At 42.5% G+C, this 20180-nt stretch carries 12 protein-coding genes and 1 pseudogene; 2 read left to right on the forward strand and 11 right to left on the reverse strand.

Annotated elements, in window-relative coordinates; translation table 11 throughout:
* Nucleotides 1-7: 7 nt before the first annotated feature.
* Nucleotides 8-818 (reverse strand): annotated as a pseudogene (locus tag DP114_RS06785) (hypothetical protein); the annotation flags it as partial.
* A gap of 100 nt (nucleotides 819-918) precedes the next feature.
* On the opposite strand from DP114_RS06785, the gene dxr reads away from it, so the two are divergent.
* Nucleotides 919-2115 carry a 1-deoxy-D-xylulose-5-phosphate reductoisomerase gene (gene dxr / locus DP114_RS06790; protein ID WP_169263510.1) on the forward strand — a complete coding sequence of 399 codons (1197 nt, stop codon included), beginning with the start codon at nucleotides 919-921 and terminating at the stop codon, nucleotides 2113-2115.
* 1324 nt (nucleotides 2116-3439) lie between these two features.
* On the opposite strand, the gene DP114_RS06795 is transcribed toward dxr, so the two are convergent.
* From DP114_RS06795 to DP114_RS06815, 5 genes are all read right to left on the reverse strand, one after another.
* Nucleotides 3440-3940, reverse strand: a complete 501-nt coding sequence (locus DP114_RS06795; RefSeq protein ID WP_169263511.1) for an acyl-CoA thioesterase — start codon at nucleotides 3938-3940, stop codon at nucleotides 3440-3442.
* 986 nt (nucleotides 3941-4926) lie between these two features.
* A complete protein-coding gene (locus DP114_RS06800) occupies nucleotides 4927-5271 on the reverse strand; it encodes a DUF1815 family protein (protein ID WP_169158050.1) in 345 nt (114 codons plus the stop codon).
* A gap of 565 nt (nucleotides 5272-5836) precedes the next feature.
* Nucleotides 5837-6067, reverse strand: a complete 231-nt coding sequence (locus DP114_RS06805) for a hypothetical protein (RefSeq protein WP_169263513.1) — start codon at nucleotides 6065-6067, stop codon at nucleotides 5837-5839.
* 497 nt (nucleotides 6068-6564) lie between these two features.
* On the reverse strand, nucleotides 6565-6780 hold the full coding sequence (locus DP114_RS06810; RefSeq protein WP_169263514.1) for a DUF2839 domain-containing protein: 216 nt from the start codon (nucleotides 6778-6780) through the stop codon (nucleotides 6565-6567).
* A 90-nt stretch (nucleotides 6781-6870) separates the two neighbouring features.
* Nucleotides 6871-8427 (reverse strand): ATP-dependent DNA helicase, encoded by a 1557-nt coding sequence (locus DP114_RS06815; RefSeq protein ID WP_171975751.1) that lies wholly within the window; start codon nucleotides 8425-8427, stop codon nucleotides 6871-6873.
* A gap of 169 nt (nucleotides 8428-8596) precedes the next feature.
* Between DP114_RS06815 and DP114_RS06820 the strand changes: the two genes are divergently transcribed.
* Complete coding sequence (locus DP114_RS06820) at nucleotides 8597-9562, forward strand: M48 family metallopeptidase (protein WP_169263516.1); 966 nt, start codon at nucleotides 8597-8599, stop codon at nucleotides 9560-9562.
* A 109-nt stretch (nucleotides 9563-9671) separates the two neighbouring features.
* Here the strand turns inward: DP114_RS06820 and DP114_RS06825 are convergent, their stop codons facing one another.
* The 5 genes from DP114_RS06825 to DP114_RS34315 form a co-directional block, all read right to left on the reverse strand.
* Entirely contained in the window at nucleotides 9672-10712 is a 1041-nt protein-coding gene (locus tag DP114_RS06825) for an MvdD family ATP-grasp ribosomal peptide maturase (RefSeq protein ID WP_171975752.1), read from the reverse strand.
* Between the two features lie 706 nt (nucleotides 10713-11418).
* Nucleotides 11419-11580: an MvdC/MvdD family ATP grasp protein gene (locus DP114_RS36230; protein WP_339379321.1), complete on the reverse strand. Its 162-nt coding sequence runs from the start codon at nucleotides 11578-11580 to the stop codon at nucleotides 11419-11421.
* 149 nt (nucleotides 11581-11729) lie between these two features.
* On the reverse strand, nucleotides 11730-12077 hold the full coding sequence (locus tag DP114_RS06830) for a microviridin/marinostatin family tricyclic proteinase inhibitor (RefSeq protein ID WP_169265297.1): 348 nt from the start codon (nucleotides 12075-12077) through the stop codon (nucleotides 11730-11732).
* A gap of 688 nt (nucleotides 12078-12765) precedes the next feature.
* The gene (locus DP114_RS06835) at nucleotides 12766-15531 is read right to left on the reverse strand and encodes an SDR family NAD(P)-dependent oxidoreductase (RefSeq protein WP_171975753.1); all 2766 of its coding nucleotides are present in this window, start codon (nucleotides 15529-15531) and stop codon (nucleotides 12766-12768) included.
* 148 nt (nucleotides 15532-15679) lie between these two features.
* Nucleotides 15680-20173 carry a tetratricopeptide repeat protein gene (locus DP114_RS34315; protein WP_216669973.1) on the reverse strand — a complete coding sequence of 1498 codons (4494 nt, stop codon included), beginning with the start codon at nucleotides 20171-20173 and terminating at the stop codon, nucleotides 15680-15682.
* Between the last annotated feature and the right edge of the window lie 7 nt (nucleotides 20174-20180).

Here is a 20180-nt window from a genome sequence, read left to right on the forward strand (position 1 = left end):
TTTCCATTTACCCTACCCAAAGTTTTTGGGCAAATCGAACAGCAAAGCTTGCAAGTAGGATAGTAAAAAACAACAGCGTTAGGTAACCCCAGCGAGGGTAGCGAGATAATAATACACCGAGAGCGACACTTGGAGACACAATACCGTAGACCAGACGACTTAAAGAGATGGTACCACCAGATGCTAGTAACAAACCTATACCGCAGAAGCCATAGATAACAGTGACTGGAGTCAATTGAGCGCGTAATTGCCATAATAAGTAGGCACTACCGAAAACAGCAACTATGTTAATCAATGGATCGCCTGCTAGTATCCACAAAAGAAAGACTTAAAAGGTTTGTGTTGTTTCCAAGCTGCCAAGGCAAACGCCGGGATCAATGCCATCCCGTCGGACGCGTTGCTGTTGCGATCGCACCCCAAAAGGCAGTCCAGCCATACTGTTGTTTATCAAAAGCTGCCAAAGCTGCTGTACTTAACAGTAAGTATAGCCCTTCAGTGTAAATGACTCCTGCAAATAGCGATAATGGACACCAAGCAATGACAGCTGTTGGCCACCGCGCTGCACTTTCACCGGCTTGTTTCTTAACCCAAAAGTATAAAAAGTAAAGCGCCGCCAAAAAAGCCAGATTGTTGAGTCATGTTCCTGGCACTTCAAACGGCAAGCCCAAGTTCATCAAAACTCGAATGATTAAGGCAAACAGGGGAAAGAAGGCAAGGATGTGTGACTTGCCATCATTAACAAATTCATATCCGGTGGTAACAATGGCGTGGTAATTTCTATTATCCCATGCATCAAACACCTCCCAACCAAAAGTAGGGGCTTTCAACCTACTTCATCGTAAGGATATAGGGTAAATCAATTTATTTGTGTATACCAAGCAATCTATATTAATGTTGTCTGTCAATCCTGAAAAAATTGTGAAAGCAATAACTCTTCTTGGTTCTACTGGTTCTATCGGTACTCAGACTTTAGACATTGTCGCTCAATACCCCGATCAATTCCGGATTGTGGGCTTAGCGGCTGGAAACAATGTAGATTTGTTGGCTTCTCAGATTCGGCAATTTCGACCAAGTATAGTAGCTATCTGCTCACAAGAGAAGTTGCCAGAACTCAAAGAAGCAATCAAAGACGTTGCTCCCCAGCCGATTTTAATGGCTGGTGATGCTGGAGTTATTGAAGTTGCTCGTTACGGAGATGCCCAAACCGTTGTTACGGGTATTGTTGGTTGTGCTGGGTTGCTACCTACCATTGCAGCCATTGAAGCTGGTAAAGATATCGCCTTGGCAAACAAAGAAACCTTAATTGCTGGAGGTCCGGTTGTTTTACCTCTGATTAAAAAACACGGTGTGAAATTACTGCCAGCAGATTCGGAACATTCTGCTATATTTCAATGTTTACAAGGTCTTCCAGATGGAGGTTTACGACGAATTTTATTAACTGCATCTGGTGGTGCTTTTCGTGACTGGGCAGTAGAGAAGTTAGCAGAAGTCACAGTTGCTGATGCTATCAAGCATCCTAACTGGTCAATGGGGCGTAAAATTACTGTCGATTCTGCGACTTTAATGAATAAAGGTCTAGAAGTGATTGAGGCTCATTTCCTGTTTGGGTTGGATTACGAGAATATTGAGATTGTCATTCATCCCCAAAGTATTATTCACTCGCTGATTGAACTACAAGACACCTCTGTTCTCGCCCAACTTGGTTGGCCGGATATGCACTTACCTTTACTGTATGCTTTGTCTTGGCCCGATCGCATCTACACCAACTGGGAACGCCTAGATTTAGTCAAAATCGGCAGTTTAAGCTTTTGTGAACCAGATCATCAAAAGTATCCTTGCATGAAATTAGCTTATGCAGCAGGTCGGGCTGGTGGTTCCATGCCTGCTGTGTTAAATGCAGCCAATGAGCAAGCTGTGGCTTTGTTTTTAGAAGAAAAAATTCAGTTTTTAGATATTCCTCGGTGTATCGAATGGGTGTGCGATCGCCACGAACGTGACAATCGTGCAAATCCTTCTTTAGATGACATTTTGACAGCAGACAAATGGGCAAGACAAGAAGTTTTAAAAGCAACTCAACAGTTGGAAAATCATTCGCGCATAATATCTTTGCGATAAAAAACGACTCACAACCATAGGTTTTGATTATATTTCTGTCCAGCGTTCAGCTTACTCCTGAACGCTACTTTTTTATTCGTAATTTTTACTTATAATAATGTATAAGAATATAAACATATAGTTGTTTTGTTGCTTATGAGTTTCGCTATTTAGTTATTCATTGATATTTTATTATACAAAAAAAGATAAATTATTTTTATTCCATAAGTTTTCCGTATATGTTTGGCTAAAAACCTATATGTACCAAGAATAAAAACTTAATATTTTTTTTAAAGAAGGTTTTCCGGCATACTAATTTTTAAAACTTTTTATTGTATAGTGAACCCAGAACAACTACAGCAAAAGCTCAAGTAAACTCAACATTCTCAGCAAAACAGTACTGGGGAATGATGAGCTTTTTGTCTGTGGAGGTTCCACGCCAATTGCTGCTTTTTTGGTGCTAACTGGGGTTGCGGAATACTTAATTTAAGGCTTTCACATCTGTAGTCTTTGAGCAGTAAGTTGATCCGATACTGCGGACTATCGTTGTGGAGTTTTACTCAAAAATGCCACTGGGGACAACAGGGAAAACCTCGCTCCGGGTTCGCACGGGGCTGGACTTAACGGACAGGTGCGCGACTGTCGGGAGATCCTTTCGGCAGTCGCCTGACGCCACATTCTTCAACGGGGGGAACCCCCGCACAGAAGTGGCTCCGGAGGGAGACCCCCAAGACCTCGGAGACTACCCCCGGCACTGTCCTCCCCAAGTGGGGCAAGTAGGGTGCACGCTGCGGGACAATGGATGCCAGAGCCGGCACGGCAGTGGCTCCTTAACGCTCAGCACTACTGAATTCCTGAAGAAAGACTTTATGTGTGTCACGGTTACACTCATGAAATTTTCTCTGTTTTGATACCTTCATTGGTAAGACTGTATTTGAAAAAGGTGTATCTATGTTTGCTACCCTGATTGTGTCTTGGATTGTCTACACAGTATTAAGAAATGTGGTGAGAACGACAGTGAGAACTGCGTTTATTAGTGCTACTACTGTTGTTATTTTGCATGCTGGTCTGGGAATTAGCCCTCAAGATATTTGGCATCAGATAATACAGCTACTTCAAGGGTTCTCTCAAGTCCTGAGGGTTAGGTAATATCACTTTTGGATATTGCCCGTTATTAGTCATTAGTTTTTTGTGCTGTGTTCAACCACGTTCTCATGTCTTCTTTGGAGACGCTGAGTCCCCTTGGGACTCAGCGTAACCGCACGCACAGAGCACGGGTGCTTTAGAAATCAGACTACCGTTTTATTAAAAGCGGATTTTTCCGTTCTTTAATCAAACGGATGAGTTAATTATTTTTTGATCCTGAAAGCCGTACCAGGGCATCCATAACAGTACTAGGTAACTGACGCATAATCTTACCTCTTTCTCGATCTACTGCCACTAAAGTCACCTGAGCAGTAACGTATAATTCTTGCTTATCTGGTGATTCAATTGCATAGTCCCAGTTGATACGGACGCCAGTCACCTCAGCCATCCGCGTTCTTACAACCGCTGTTGCACCCAACGCAAGCGGACGGTGATAGCGGATCGAGAGTTCTACAACTGGTAAATCACAGCCCAAAGCGACTAAATCAGCATATTCGATACCGATCGCTCGCAAGCATGCTACTCGTGCTTCTTCCAACCAAGCTATGTAGGAACCGTGCCAGACAATACCTGCATAGTCTGTATGATGCGGGTAGACTCTTATAGAATATTCAAACCAATTTCCAAAGGAACTGCTTGCTGGAGTATCAATTGCAGTAGTTGATTGGAGTTGTGGTTGTTGTGATTTTTCCTCTGACATATCAAATTTTTTGGAGACAAAGATAGATTTTCCAAATCTGGAATAGCATATAAAATTACACGCATATAGTGCAATTTCTTCATAAGCTAAGTGACATGACTGCTCCAGATTCCTTTAACGTCTCGACTCCGCTCGACGTTAAAGCTGAGCGAAGCCGAACGCGAGTGCGTGTCCGGAGGACTCAGCTTTAAAGTTCTATATCAAACCTCAAACTTGGTGGGTTTTGGACTCCGGTATTTCTTTAGGTGAGGAAATTTTAGGCTTTGGTTATCAGATGTTAAAAAACTGGCGCTCTATCTGTTATGGCTTCGTTGTGGGCTGTAGATGATAACAGGACTCAGTTTATTATAAGTTCTTTTTATAACTTACTACTCTTAGGCTAGTTGACCAAAAAAACTCAAGGTTTACAATAAGTACAAATTGCTTTTACAGAATCAAAATTTACGCACAATCAATATAAAAGCTTGGGTGACCGAAAAATAAAAGGATACATCTGAATGTATTGATTCATGGACACGGAAAAATGCACAAGCTAATTATTCAAGCTCCTGGATTCATGAGCCAGTGGGGTCTTGGGATCCCCCCAACAGGAGTATCTGGTGTCCTGGTCGTGCAACAATACCGTGAATTAAGCGTATCGGCAGAGCGCACGCCGGAGGCTAACGCGCAGCTTGTCCGCAGGGCTTAGGGGTTGACAGCCTTAGTCACTCCTACTATTGGGGACGACTCGTTCTTATCCCAAACGATTTGTCATTGTTTGAGATGGCTTGCTGACTGACATTCATAGGCTGCGGGCAATCATTAAGTATGGCAATTAATTTTTACAATACTCAATACATATAACGCCTTAATGTCACAAAAACAGTGGCAGCAATGTCAATGAAGCTCTAAGATAACGTATGAAAGTTATGAGTTACGAGTTATTAGCCACTGTTACGATTTTTTAACTGTTAACTTTTAACTCTCAACTCTTAACTTTTTACTGTCTAACACCGCTTAGCTAAAAGTTTATTACCTACGCTGGTTGGTACAGGATGCTTGACTATATTGGCAAGTTCCTGTAACTGGTTAACAGCCTCTGCACCTTCTAACTTCATTAATTCGCGGTCATCCCGCATTTCTGTCCAAGTGATCCCATAATCAGAGACTAAAAACCGAATTAGATGGTTTTCTCCCAGGCTAACCATAAATGAAGCACTATTCATCTGGTCACCACAGGTGTAGCAGGACGCAGGATATCCACGCCTCTCTAAGACAATTGCTAAAGCTTGCAAGTTCATCACTAAGTCTTGGACGAATTGCCGATGTTGTTGTGCTAGTCTCAAAAACATTTTTCCCTCCAAACACCACAGTTATTTGTAACATTTATATTTTCTTTAGATTCCTGCACCAATTGGTATTGTAAACTATCCATTACAATTCACAGATATATATTTATGAATTGGCTACCTAGCTTAGGGTAGTCGATGTAAATTTCGTGTGCCGTATCAAAGTATTCAGTTTGTAGATCTCAAATATCGGATGGAATTGCTAACCTTGTCTTGTTTTTATAGATTCTCGTCAAAGTAGATGGTAAGTGAAAACAATTCCGCTATAAGATTAACTCATATTTGGTACAAGTCAAGTTGATCAAATGCCCCTCTTGTACTTTTATCCGCTATTTTTAGCTATGCTAGTTACCCTTTGTCCCAACAAGGCAGACATACGTCTTCTCAGTCTGTTTTAAGAGGTGATTATCTTGTTAAACGTCTGTACAGTCGTTAAGGAATGTAAAATTTGAAGCTATTGGTAGCAACTTATCCATAGAATCTGATGAAACTGGTAGATGCTCGTAGCTATTTTTTGATTCTCGCTTGGAAAAAGTATCTAGTAGTCGGGAATACGATAGAGCAACCACTATATTGCTGTCAGCAGTGCGCTGTCAAGAGTTGTTGAGCGCCTGAAACTGCCTCTCCAAACTATGTCTTGCGGATAAGCACTTGCGACTTGAGGAGCCACTGCGTTGCTGTCAGACCAGTGCTGTAGGACTGGCTCTGCAAGGCGCTGCTTTAGGCACAGGGCTAGCTCCCCAAGTGGAGTTCCTGCCGTCCCGTTGTAGCAAGTGGCGTAGTTTGCCCGGTTGTTCAAAGCAGCGTCTTTAGATGAGATAGCGACACCTGTTCCTTTATGGTAAGTCGCGTATCAAGCTCCCTAGGAAACCGCTAACGCCGAGGGTGACTATCTGTAAAAGGAGATACCCTGAGCCACGATCCCTAGTGTAAAACCTAAATCCTTTGACTTAACACTGACAATAACTGAACCCAAGATAACCATGTTGCCATTTCGGCAGATATTTTTTTGACTATCTTTTGAGTTACTATTTATACTCTTTAAAAGAGCCATTCCAGAGAAGAACGAGTAGCATTTTAAAAAGTATATGCAATGCCTGAAATTTGAGATATGTTAATAGGAATAGGTTTTTTACATAGAATTTACTTTCATAACTGTTCTCAGTATACTGCATATATTATAGTCAGTTAATTTCTAGTAAATAAATTCACAAAGAAAAAAATAACACAGCCAGGTTTTCCTAGCTGTTGTGTTGAGACTTTGAATCGTTGTTAGAAAGTTATCCAAGCTTGGGTTTAGACAACTTGCCACCAACCGAAAGCCGGACCAATGAAACGAACTATCACCCAAGCGGCGACCAAACCACCAATACCAATCCAGGTAAATCGAGTTGACCATGTGACGAATTTTTCTGCTTGGGTTTTGGAGATCGGAACCCACGGCAAGATTCTGGTTGTATCTTGACCGTATTTTTCTCCCATTGTAGTTTTACGACGCTTTGCTTCACCCATAATTTAAAAATTAATCCCTGAATACTGCTGATAATAGCGCTTGCTTGAAGCAAGAGCTAAAAAATACTGAATAATTTAGAGGACTTAAGCTCAATCTTGCTCTGTGACAGAGGAAAACAGATTGGGATCAAGGTAGTTAATGCGTGCCAGAGGACTCAGAGCACTTAAAACTTGAGCACCATAACTACGGATAATCACGCGACTATCTAGCAAAGCAACGATCCCTTTACTTTCGCGCAATGGGGCGATCGCCCGTTGCAATTCATTCATAGCAATTGGCAACAAGTACAAACGAAACCAATCTTGATGCAACCCCTTGTAGTGCGCCACTCGACCTGCCACTAACGGGTTTTCTAGAGATGGCAAGGGTAAAGTAGCGATCGCCAGAAGCTGGGGAGCAGGCAAAACCTTTTGATGCTCACGCCAAAATTCCCAGCCACTCACCAAAATACCATTTTCATCCAAACAAGTTTTTTCCACCTGTACCCGTGAACCAAACTCAGAGGCAAGAATTGTCCCGACTTGGGCTTTTAGCGGTACATCCCCCACAAGCACAACTGTCAATCCTGGTGCTGTCGCGCTTAAGCAAACCAGCGTCATAACTTTATGAAGAAACGCTGGCTGAAACTCTGGCGTGTTGGGTAAGGGTAACTGGTAAGGTATGTACAATTGAATCGCTTCTGTTTGATTGTCTGAGGAAAACTTGAGGCAAGTTAACTCATCTTCCAACCCGAAGCGCTGGCGAAATAAGGGGGCTTCAGTTTCTGGTTCTACAGCACTGCCAATAAACACCACAGGCTGGCGCTGCCAAATGGGTGATAGTATTTTTCCTAATTCAATGGGCACACAGTGCAAAGAAAATAAACCTTGGCGACGGGCAATAGTTGCCCAAAGTAGAGATGGAGAAGATGAGGGAGAAAGAAGATTTTCGTTTCTGTGTTGAAATTGCTCCCAGAATTGTTTCCAGCTATCCGGTAGGCTAGAGATATCTAAAGCCGAATAAAGACGGAGCAAAATCTCTTCTTGGGCTGGAGAAATCAGATAACATTCGTAGGGATTTGCAGGGTGCTTAAACAGTTCGTGTATGAGTTGCGCCCGTGCAGAACGAATAACTTCAGCTTGGGCTGGCTGGGCAAGCATGAGTTGCTCCCAAGAGAGTGCTTCTAAGCTCACAGTAAGTTCAGAACGTACCCAATCTTCCAAATCGTCAACTCCATCAATAATTGTGGGGATGCCACTAGGAAAATTATTCTTTTTACTCAGCTGTGCTTTTAACCAAGCCGAGGGAGAGATCAAAAAGACTCCTTGGAACTCACCACCAGGCCAAGTCTCACCTGTTCTGATTGCTTTATTAACTTGCAGCCACTGTTGTAGGCGGGGTATTTCTACTTTCGTCAGTCGTTGCTGTACATCTTCAGGGGCAACAATAATCACAGGACCGTGCCACATTAATGCCGAAGCCACAAAGCTGGTGCGATACCGTCCCTGGTAGCCGCAAGCTGCGCCGACTTGAATAAGGGCGCTACGTCCTAGGCGCAAGGCGCGAGCCACTAACCGTGCCATTGTCAAATGATGTGGCCACGAAGGGAAACCTGCCTGCGATCGCAGGAAGTTATGTAATGACAAATGAACTTCTGCTTCAATCACACGCTTTTAATCCCATACAAAGTAAAGTGATTTTTGAGTTGCTTTTAGCCCCATTACTATTATGTTGTCAGTTTCAGGAATGAATTGTTATGTGTTAATTGTTGGTTGTTCATTGCTGATTGTTATGGTAACCATTAACCACTAACTAGTATCCAAATACCCACCAATTATGCCAACTTACACAGGAATCTCCAGCGAAGCTTTCAGGCATCCTCTGGATCGCCAAGCAGAACAAGCCTTGCGTAATTTACCAGGATTTGATTTTATCGCCCGTAAATTTGTGGAATTTTTTGTCGAACGCCCCCAGTTAGTCTATTTAATGGGTAACACCATCCAAGTCGGGCCACGCCAATATTCCACTGTTTACCAGATCTTTCGGGAATGTGTGCGGGATTTGGATATTTATCCAGAACCAGCACTCTTTGTTGAGCAAAATCCCCAAGCAAACAGCTACGCGCTGGGGCAAGAGCATCCTTATATAGTGATAAATACAGGGACATTGGACTTGCTAAGCGAAGCCGAAATTAGGGCGGTGCTAGCCCATGAGCTGGGGCATATTAAATGTGGTCATACTATTCTAATTCAAATGGCGATGTGGGCAATGAGTGCTGCTTCTGCGATAGGGGAGTTGACCTTCGGTATAGGTAATTTTGTCACTCAAGGTTTGATTTACGCTTTTTATGAGTGGCGACGTAAAGCTGAGTTGTCAGCAGATCGTGCAGCATTGTTAGTGACGGATGACTTAAACTCTGTTATGACTTCTATGATGAAAGTCTCTGGAGGCAGTATCAAATATGCGAACGAATGTAGTTTGCAAGAATTTATCCGCCAGTCAGAAGACTACCAAGCACTCGATGCAGATGGACTGAATCAAATATACAAATTTTTGATTTACAATGGCGCTGGTGGTACAATGCTTGGTCATCCTTTCGCTGTAGAACGGATACACTACCTGCGCCAGTGGGCAACCTCAGAAGAATATCAGCAAATTAAGAAAGGTAATTATCAGCGAGCAACGGCTGCAGGTGCAGTCAATGTAGAATCACAGACTCCCCAAAATCAAGAAGTAGAAACTTTGCAGCGACAAATTGAAGAGTTGCAAAGGGAAATTAATCGCATTAAAAGGTCTGAGTAACAACGTATTGATGCGACTCGTTTGCTCACAATAGACTTCGTAGCAGTTGTAGGAAAAGGGTAAACGGTAAGGGGAAAAGAATAAGAAAAATTTCCCCTTTCCCCAATGCTTACACCGTAGCTTGGTTCTGGCTACCGCGAGTACGAAGTGAGTTACCCCCGAACCCGGAGGGTGCTTTCTGGTAAGTGAGAAGAACTTCAGCAATTGCTTGCGAAATTGGTAAGCCAGGAGAGCGTTCTAGCCAGAAAAATTCCCCAACAGGGTTAATTTCCAGGAATACGTGGCGTCCGTCAGGTGTTAAGATAATATCAATTGCCCCATAATTTAAACCGAAGTAACTCATCAGTTCGAGAAGTTTCTTCTGGACATCTGCTGGCAAATTGTAGGACTCCCAAGCGTTGATTAAAGCAAGTCCTTGTCGTCGCCAGTCGTATTGAGCTTTTTGATTGCGTTGTGAGTCGATAGCCGCAGTGAAAATATGCTGTCCGACAATTGTTGTGCGCAACTCTAGCGCCTTTGGCAGTTTCTCTTGAAACGTCATTGGGCAGAAACGCAGTCCCTGAAGATTTTCTAAATCCTCATCTTTGACTAGGTTCGTAAAAACAACCTGTTCTTCGCCTTTCTCATCGTAGATTGCGAAAGAAGAAAGCATTTTCGCAATCATTCCTTGCTCGCACTCCAGAGCAAATTGCTTTACTGTCTCTGGATTGTTTGTTGTCAAGGTGCGTGGGGTATCTAAACCAAGTTCCCGTGCGACTTGCAACTGTAGTTGCTTGTTTTCGGCTAAACGGACATTTTGCAGGGGATCGAGCTGGAATCCTTTGATACTAGCAATCATTCCCTGAATGGTGACGCGAGATTCTTGAAGTGAAGCTTGTCTCAATTGCGCGTCCATCTTACCAGGAATTCTTGACCCAATGGCAATTCGCCGATACCAAACTGCAGAAAGCTCACTCAAATCTAGCTTTTGTTCGTCACTTGTAAGAATCAGCTTTTCACATTCTTTGGTGTGGTAAGCATCTAGCTGAACTTCTGTGGGAAATCTGTCTGTGTCAAAACGAAATGCTTTTCCTCCTTGAGCTTTTATTGCGTTCATCACCAGAGGAATGCTTTCGTTGTCTTGGCTATGAGTAATGATTAAAACTGTCATATTAAATCGTGATTAAAAAAGTCTTATTTATTAACTTGAAAAAAGGTTTTATGATTTTGTGATCAGGGCGTCTGCGATCGCGTTTGCGTAGCGCCCCTTTTGGGGCTAGTGCTACAGCATAGCGGCAGATCGCCTCATAAATCGGATAGCCCAAATCTCGCTTTTGTGTTTGGGAATTTCTTCTTGAAATACCATGTCAGTACGCCTTGAACTTCAGTTCAGGGCTGCATAGCCAAAGTCCGTTAAAACGGACTCAAAGACTAACAAGAGTCCGTTTTAACGAACTTGAACTTTGAGCCAAGAAATTTATTTCTTGGTGGACGAGAATTATGGTGCAAGATCTGAGAAAAGCCATCTAAAGTCGCGAATGACTCTTTAGCACAGGCTGCTTTGAACTGTGGAGCCAATTCCAATACGGTTCAGTTAAGGATTGATCCTCCCTAGCCCTCCTTAAAAAGGAGGGAACTAAGCCCCCTTTTTAAGGGGAGCCAGTGCGTTGCGGAGCCACTGCCCTTCGGGTTCGCAGTCGCCTACGGAGGGAGACCCTCCTGCAGCGCTGTCTCACCGTGCGCGGGTTAAGCGCGTTGAGGGATGTGGCGTGAGCCAGTACTTGATGAGGGTTTCCCGACAGAGGTATCTGGCGTTGGGGTTCCCCCCGTTGTCGCACCTGGCGTCGGTTGGGGGATCTTAACAAAACTAAACACCACTAACTGAACCGTATTGGAGCCAATTCTTCACCTAAATAAGGTTGCCAAATGCGACGCATCCAAACAGCTTGCACCTGCTTTGTGCTGATAGAGTTGTTACCATATTCCAGCCTATAATCAACTCCCAGAATTGCTGAGTTGAACTTTGAGTTGCACAGCAAGTAGAAATTGATCTGTGTCGAGGTGGAACGGTTGCACCCCTTTTTTCATAGGGCTTGTTCAACTCTATGCTATTGTTACAAATCACCACTATGAGTGATTAATAAAACAATCTCACGCGGTAGGTACATACAAAGACAGCCTCAAGGCTTTATTTTACGGTATCTATAGCAATTATTTGATCATCACCATCTGATGGATATTTTTGCGTCATAGCTTCATCACTATCTGATGGATACTTCTTAGTGAATCCTCCACCACCCACGTCGTCTTTATCTGAGGGATACTTCTTAGTGAATCCTCCACCGTCTTCATTATCAGATGGATATTTCAAAGTGGTGGCTATTTCATCTTTGGCAGGAGCAGAAACTGCTGTCAAACCGCCATGAACGGTTTCCATTTCTTCTTCAGACAAGTCTTCACAGAATTGTCCTTCTAAATAGCGGGCGAAAAAAGGTACTGCTTTGTCATTTAAAGCTTGCTGATCATTGTCAGACATATGTTGCTCCTTTGGATTGGTAGATGTGAGTTTTAGAAAATCTATACATTCTTATTTCTTGCTAATTATCACAAGAAATCGAATCATAACCAGATTGTGAGGAACTGCTGGATTTGTTATTTATATGCAACCCTGATTTAAACTTTTGACTAATCTGACTTTGACTCTGGGTAGATGTCTTGGAAAAACTTTTTCATCCGACAATAATCTTGCTATTAGTTTAGATTTTCCGTCTGACTACAAGTTGTTTGTAGTTCTTAATAGTACCACCGATTATCCTGATAATTCTTGTAGAATTATAGTCAAGAGAAACAAGCAAACTTTTGTCAAATAACTTGCTTTTTATGAATGTAGTATCAAGCAGAAATGCTCATGGTACTTTGTTCCAAGAACATGCTCACTTTTCTTTAGTTATTTTCTTTCTAGCCTTTTTTGTTCACTTTGATACTATATCGGAATGGCTCAAAAGAATCAACATTGTTTAACAAAAATAACATCAATATTTTCGTTCATAAGAGTTTATTTTTCTCTTTAGAACTTCACGACATACCGTTTTTAACACAATTGAAAAATCAGTGAGCGTATCTTAGTTAAGCGTAAATGTTAACTTCCGGAATTGGGGCCTTGGTGATGGTTGGGATATCAAGTTTGTTTTAGTGATAAACACATTTAAACTTTTGCCACACTGTCATTTAGGGGGAGTGAGATTACACCTTTGGGCAATCTCATCCCGCAGCAAAGACACTTTATCTTGGGTTAGCCAGGTAAATAACTTAGCCATCGCAATAGAAGAGCGATCAATTTTGAGAACTTCCTCAAGCATCTGCCACGCTTGGGCTACATTCCCAGCTTGCAGTGGAATTATTGTGGATTGCAGGCAATAGTTAAAGTAATGGCTACGGGATTTTGCCGTAATCTCGGTACACAGTTCAGATGGCAGATAACTTTCCGAGATGTCGATCGCACGGCGGATGGATATAATCTGAGTCCCAGATAATAAAAGATCGCTAGTTATACTGTTAGAATGCTCACGGAAACGCGCCAAAATACTAGGCTCACACCACCAATCATAAGAAGTAGCAATGCGTTTATAAAGTTCCCAGTCAGAAGTGAAGCTCAACTCAGGAAGATAGCCTCCTAGCCGTTCATGAGCTAACCGACGAATCACAACTGCCGACATATTTAATGGATTAGCCACTCCAATTTTCCACAGCCAATCTTGAGTTACGCCTTTATATTCTCCACACACTTGCTGGAAGCGAATCACTTTTTCTTTGTCATTAATATTTTCATAACCTGTAAAAGCTGCTCCAATAGACTCTGAACACCCTTCTAGACTCTGCTTTAACTGGGAATAAAAACCAGGGAGGACATAGTCATCGTCGGGAATAACATGAATCCACTGACCGCGAGCCAGAGCAATACCTGCGTTCATATTTTTGATGGCGCCAATATTCTCTGGATTGCGGTAGTAGCGCACGACTCCTTTGCCGATACTGTTTACCATTTCAAACAGAGGTGTCTGACTAGCATTCTCCATAACCAGAATTTCCATCTCCTCTTCTCCTGGCCATTGTGCTAGTACGCTAGCGAGACATTCGAGAAGATAGTCAGTGCGGTTATATACTGGAATAACCACACTCCAAAAAGGTCGCGGTTTCTCACTGTCACAAACGGGTGGAATCGCTGGAAACTGATAAGCTCCGACAGTGACCTCTGTTTGGGGAATCGGTGGTGTAACTGAACTTTCCGGAGTCGTTTCAGTATCCTGATAAGCTTCTACAGCTTTGGCGTAGTGGGGATTAATCAGCTTTAACCATTGTCGGTAAGCAGCAGCTGCCTCCTGTAACTGGTTTTTTTGTTGATAAACTTTGCCTAAGTTTTGATAAACTTCCGGGTAGTTGGGATTGAGTTCCAGAACTTTTTGATAGCAGGCGATCGCCTCTTCTAACTCCCCAAGTTCATGCAGCACAACCCCCAAATTGAAATGAGCTTCAACTAAATTGGGTTGTAGGATGATCGCCTGCTTGTAATAAGCAACAGCAGTTTTTAAATCGCCTGCTTTTTTCCGGACAATACCCAATTCGTGATTTAATTGTGCATAGTAGAGTTGTTTTTCGGTTGAGAGCTTGCCTTGGGCGTGAAGTGCATTGCCTAAATTTGCTTCTGCTTCTGTAAAGTCCGGCTTTAACTCTAGGGCTTTTTGATAGCAGTTAATTGCTTCCTCAAACAGTTCTTGTTGTTGCAGAGCGTAGCCCAAGTTGTTGTAAATTGCTAGTGAGTTTGGTCGTAGGGCAAGAGCTTGACGGTAAGCGATCGCTGCGTCTGGAAATTGCTCTTGAGCTAAACGCAAATTCCCTAAACTGAACCAACTCTTGACAGAATCTGGCTGCACACCAACAGCAGCACTCAGAAACTGTTCCGCCGACTGGAGGTGACCGCTTTGCTGCGCTAGCATACCTAACCCGTATAATGCCTCCGGGTGGTTGGGGTGTTCTCCCAGCACCTGATGGTAACTTTCCTCAGCCTGGGTTAAGCGATTGGCTCGATGATGTTCAACAGCAAGTTGCAGGATTGCAGAAATTCTGCTCATATCAACTTCAGGAACGCTCTGCAATCGGTTCAATCTGAGTGCATACAAGCTTTTTTCTCTGAGTTCCCGACTCCATTTTTGCCTCTCATTCAGGTCGTCGCTGACCTGCATGTATTGCCCGGACAACTCGTCATACTTACCAGATGCCAATCGCAGAACAAGATCCACCGCTAACTCCGGCGGTACATCTAGACCTTTTTCAAATATTTTACTAGACCAGGGAATCCACTTCTGTCCTTCGGCCGAGAACGCCACGTCTATCATCTGAGTCCGAACCGCCCCAGGGCAGATAGCAAACACACTCACCCCATACTGTTTTGTCTCAAGAGCCAAGTTTTCACTAAACCGGATTAAGGCGGTTTTGCTGACCACATAAGGCGAGAGATAAGCGCAACCTACTAAGGCAGCTTCACTTGCTATATTAATGATCCTCCCTCGTCTTTGGGCGATCATGCTCGGCAAAACATATCTTGTGCACAGCAATGGTCCGTGTAAATTCACTTCCATATTTCGCCACCACTCTTGAGGATCAATCTCCCAGACTGGTCCTAGTGGGGACAAAACGCCTGCATTATTGATCAGCAAATCAACAGGTCCGAGTTGCTCTTCGATTTGGCTTACAACCTGCTCTACTGCTGCTTGATCAGTCACATCCACCGTCAGTGCGATCGCTCTGCCACCAGCTTTTGTAATATATGATACGGTCTCCTCAAGCTGATCCGCAGAGCGCGCGATCACAGCCACTGACGCCCCAGCTGCAGCCAGAGCAATGGCATATGCTTGACCCAAACCTCGACCACCGCCAGTGATGATCGCCACCTGATTTGTAACGTCAACAAGTCCTGCTGGATTAATCTTCATATTAAATCTCCTGTTGATATGAAGGTTGGAATCTGGGAGGCTGTTAAGTAGAAATCGCGTTTTTGAGTTGGTTCTGCTTTTGGGAAATCTTGTTTAAGTTTGGATAAACTTCCGGGTAGTTAGGATTAAGTTCTGGAACTTTTTGATACTAAGCTCTAGCCTCTTCTAACTCCCCAAGTTCATGCAGTACAATCCCCAAATTGTAATGAGCTTCTAGCAAATCGGGTTGTAGGGTGAGAGCTTGCTTGTAATAAGCAACAGCAGTTTTTAAATCTCCGGCTTTCTCCCGGGCAATACCCAATTTGTGATTTAATTGTGCGTAGTAGATCTGCTTTTCGCTTGAGAGCTTACCTTGGGCATGAAGTGCATTGCCCAAATTCACTTCTGCTTCTGTAAAGTCCCGTTTTAATTCTAAGGCTTTTTGGTAGCAGTTAATTGCTTGCTCAAATAATCCTTGTTGTTGCAGAGCATAGCCCAAGTTGTTGTAAATTGGTAATGAGTCTGGTCGTAGGGTGAGAGCTTGATGGTAGGCGATCGCTGCCTCGGCAAACTGCCCGTGACCTAAACGCAAATTACCTAAACTAAACCACGTCTTGACAGAATCAGGCTGAGCTTGGGAAGCAGCACTCAGCCACTGTTCGGCGCTTTGAGGCTGCCCCAACTGAATCGCCAGCATACCCAAACTGTATAAAGCTTCTGGGTGGTTAGGTTGTTTTTCCAGAACTTGATGATATAGCTTTTGTGCGTCGTCTAAGCGATTAGCTCGATGGTGTTGAACTGCGAGTTGAAGCGTTTGAGCCACTTCTTGCGCGCCAAATCGTCTTGGCTTATTGACCACCTTGAGGAGAAAATCCTCCAGTGCTCTAACTGGTTTTAAGTCGCCATATAACTTGTGCTTATTTTGAGCAACTTGCTTTTTAATATATTGACGATATTCAGGATCTAGCCCAAGACGAACTGCAATTTTCACATAATCTTCTTTAGTTGCAGCAATAGTTTCTTCTATGCCCATCATTTTGAGTATAGCTAGGGTATGCCGTCCCCGCATTAAATCTCCTGGTAACGTGACGACTGGTATATTATGGGCGATCGCTTCTAAGGTCGAGTTGCATCCCGACCAACCGATGCTATCTAAGAAGACATCGGCGATCGCGCTCGTGCTTGCAAACTCTGTGACATCTAAGCGAGGCAAAAAGATGCAGTAGTCTTGATAATTCAGGCGTAATTCCTCAAAAGCTCGTCGTAAGCGTTGACGAAAGACTTCGGTAAGATATTCACCTTGTAGTGCTTCAAGAAAGACAAACTTACACTTAGATAAGTCTTTGGCAATTTTAGGAAAGACATCATCATGTTGGGGTAAATACTTATACAATGATTGGCAGCACCAGAACATGATTTCGTCCTCAGCAATACCAATTTGCCCTTTAGTGATTGCTTGCGATTCAATTGCCAAAGGCGTGTAATGAATCGATAAATTGGGTAATTTGACCAGCTTTTCTGTGTAGTGTTCTTGAGCATTTTCTGGTTCCATTAACTCACTGCTCAAGTAGTAGTCAATTGTTGGTAACCCACTCGTATTCGGGTGTCCCCAAGATGTCATTTGAATGGGAGCTAGTCTTAAACAACCCAACTGAACTGTCATTGGGTGCATCCCAAATTCTGGAAAAATCAGAATGTGTAACTTGTCTTTTTGAATGGTTTCACACCATTGTTCTAACAACAATGGTTTTTGAGTAAATTTGTCAAAAACTTTCGCTGCTATTTGAGTCTGCTGATCTTGTTTGGGACTCGTGTGATATCCAAATAATTCAAACTCACTTCTATCCAGATTTTCTACCCACCCTTTGATTGGAATTTTCCAATTAGAATGATTGTAAAAAAATGCGGAAACAAAACCGATGCGAATTTTTTCGTTCGGTTGCAAATCTGGTAGAGGAATAGCTTGGCGACCTTGGGGATAGCGACTCGACATCAGCCCAGCAATCATTTCACCATAGACTTGCTGCAAACAACGGTCATTTAAGCCTTGATAAGCCAGATAAAAAGGCTGTAGAAAACCGACAGATTTAGCCGCCTCTATTCTTTGTTCGGGAGTTGCTACTTGATAGTGCTCAGCTAAATTTTGAAGATATTGCTGATAATTCTTTCGCTTCAACTGAATGTCGTCAAAATTGGAATAAATAATCGGTAGCTGAGCCATACAAATGCCAAGTTTGGCTGCAGCAAAATCAGGTTGGATGTTTAAGGCTTGCTGGTAATACTCTACGGCTTTTTCTAAAAGACCCTGGTCGCAGAGTGCTGTTGCCAAGTTATAATAAAATGAGGCATCGTTATGGTTAATTTGTAAAGCTTTCTGGTAAGACTCGATCGCTACTTCTAAGTTACCTTGTTCCTTAAGGATATTTCCTAAGTTGTTCAGCGCAATAGAGGCTATTAGGGGATTTGGGTAGAGATTTAAAACTTTTTGGTAAGCTTCGGTCGCCTCACATAATTTATTTTGCGCTTGCAATACTTGTGCTAAGGATATTTGAGCGAGAACATAAGTGGGCTGAATTTTTAATATCTGCTTGTAGAGAGATTCCGCTTCATAAAAATCTTTACACTCATGTTTATCAATAGCTCGGTTGATGAGATATTGAACATTTGAATCTGAATCACTATCCCGATTAAATTGATGGATTCTGGTTTTTTTACCAACTACATTTAAAAGAAAATTTTCAAGTGCTCTAACTGGTTTTAAATCATGATATAACTTATATTTTTGGTCAGCAACTTGCTTCTTAATGTATTGACGATATTCAGAATCTTGCCCAAGACGAACTGCAATTTTCACATAATCTTCTTTAGTCGCAGCAATGGTTTCTTCTATGCCCATCATTTTGAGTATTGCTAGGGTATGGCGTCCCCGCATCAAATCTCCTGGCAAGGTGACGACGGGAATATTATGGGCGATCGCGTCCATAGTCGAATTACATCCCGACCAACCAATGCTATCTAGGAAGACATCGGCGATAGCTGCCATTCCAGCAAACCTCCTGCTATCCATATAAGGCAAAAAGATGCAGTAGTCTTGATAATTGAGTCCGAATTCCTTAAAAGCACGGCTTAACCGCTGCTCAAAGACTTCGGTCACACATTCACCTCTGTTATTTTGAATAAATACAAACTTGCAACTACCTAAATCTTTGGCAATTCGAGGAAAGACATCATCATGTTGCGGTAAATACTTGAATAATGCTTGACAGCACCAGAACATTAATTCGTCATTTTTGATGCCTATTTCTTTTTTGTTTATGACTTGAGGTTGAATCGCCAATGGCGTGTAATGAATCGATAGATTGGGCAACCTAACTAACTTTTCTGTATAGTGTTCTTGAGCGTTTTCTGGTTCCATTAACTCACTGCTCAAGTAGTAGTCTATCGTTGGTAACCCACTTGTATCCGGATGTCCCCAAGATGTGATTTGAATGGGAGCTAGTCTTAAGCAACCCAACTTCACTGTCAGCGGATCCATCCCAAATTCTGGAAAAATTAGGATGTGTAACTTGTCTTTTTGAATGGTTTCACACCATTGTTCTAACAACAATCGTTTTTGAGTAAATTTATCAAAAACTTTCGCTGCTATTAGAGTTTCCTGATCTTGTTTGGAACCAGTATGATATCCAAATAATTCAAACTCACTTCTATCCAGGTTTTCTACCCAACCCTTAATCGGGATTTTCCAATTAGAATGATTGTAAAAAAATCTGGAAACAAAACCGATGCGAATTTTTTCGTTCGGTTGCAAATCTGGTAGGGGAATAGCTTGGCTGTATTGGGGACAGCGATTCGACATCAGCCCAGCAATCATTTCCCCATATATTTGCTGTAAAGGACGATTATTTAAACCTTGATAAGCCAGATAAAAAGGCTGTACGAAACCGACCGCTTTAGCCCCCTCTGTCCTTTCTTCGGGAGTAGCGGCTTGATAATGGTAAGCCAGATTTTGGAGACATTGCTGATAATTATTTCGCCTCAACTGAATGTCGTCAAAATTGGAATAAATAATTGGTAGCTGAACCGTACAAATGCCAAATTTTGCTTGAGCATAGTTGGGTTTAAGGCTTAATGCTTGCTGATAAGACTTCAACGCTCTTTCTAACTCGCCTTGTTGCAGCAAGACATTTCCTAAATTGTAATGAGCCTCAGCATAGTCAGATTTAATGTTCAATGCTTGTTGATAGGACTTTAATGCTGCGTCTAGGTTGTCCTGTTGTAGGAAGACACTTCCCAAATTATTATGAGCTTCAGCATAGTCAGGTTTAACGTTTAACGCTTGCTGGTAAGACTTCGACGCTGTTTCTAAGTTGCCTTGTTGCAGGAAGACATTTCCTAAATTGTAATGAACATCAGCATAGTCAGGTTTGAGTCTTAATGCTTCTTGATAGGACTTCAACGCTGCGTCTAACTTACCCTGCTGCTCAAATAAACTTCCTAAATTGCAACTTGCGATCGCGTAATATTGGTTTTCTAATTGGGGTTGGAATTGTAATATTTGTTTATATAGCGATTCAGCTTCATCCAATTGACCTGACTGATGCTTCTGCGTCGCGATTACGATCAAAGACTTAATGTTAGATTCTAAAATATTTTCAGTATTCATGGCTGTA

It is taken from the genome of Brasilonema sennae CENA114 (assembly GCF_006968745.1).
Taxonomy (GTDB): domain Bacteria; phylum Cyanobacteriota; class Cyanobacteriia; order Cyanobacteriales; family Nostocaceae; genus Brasilonema; species Brasilonema sennae.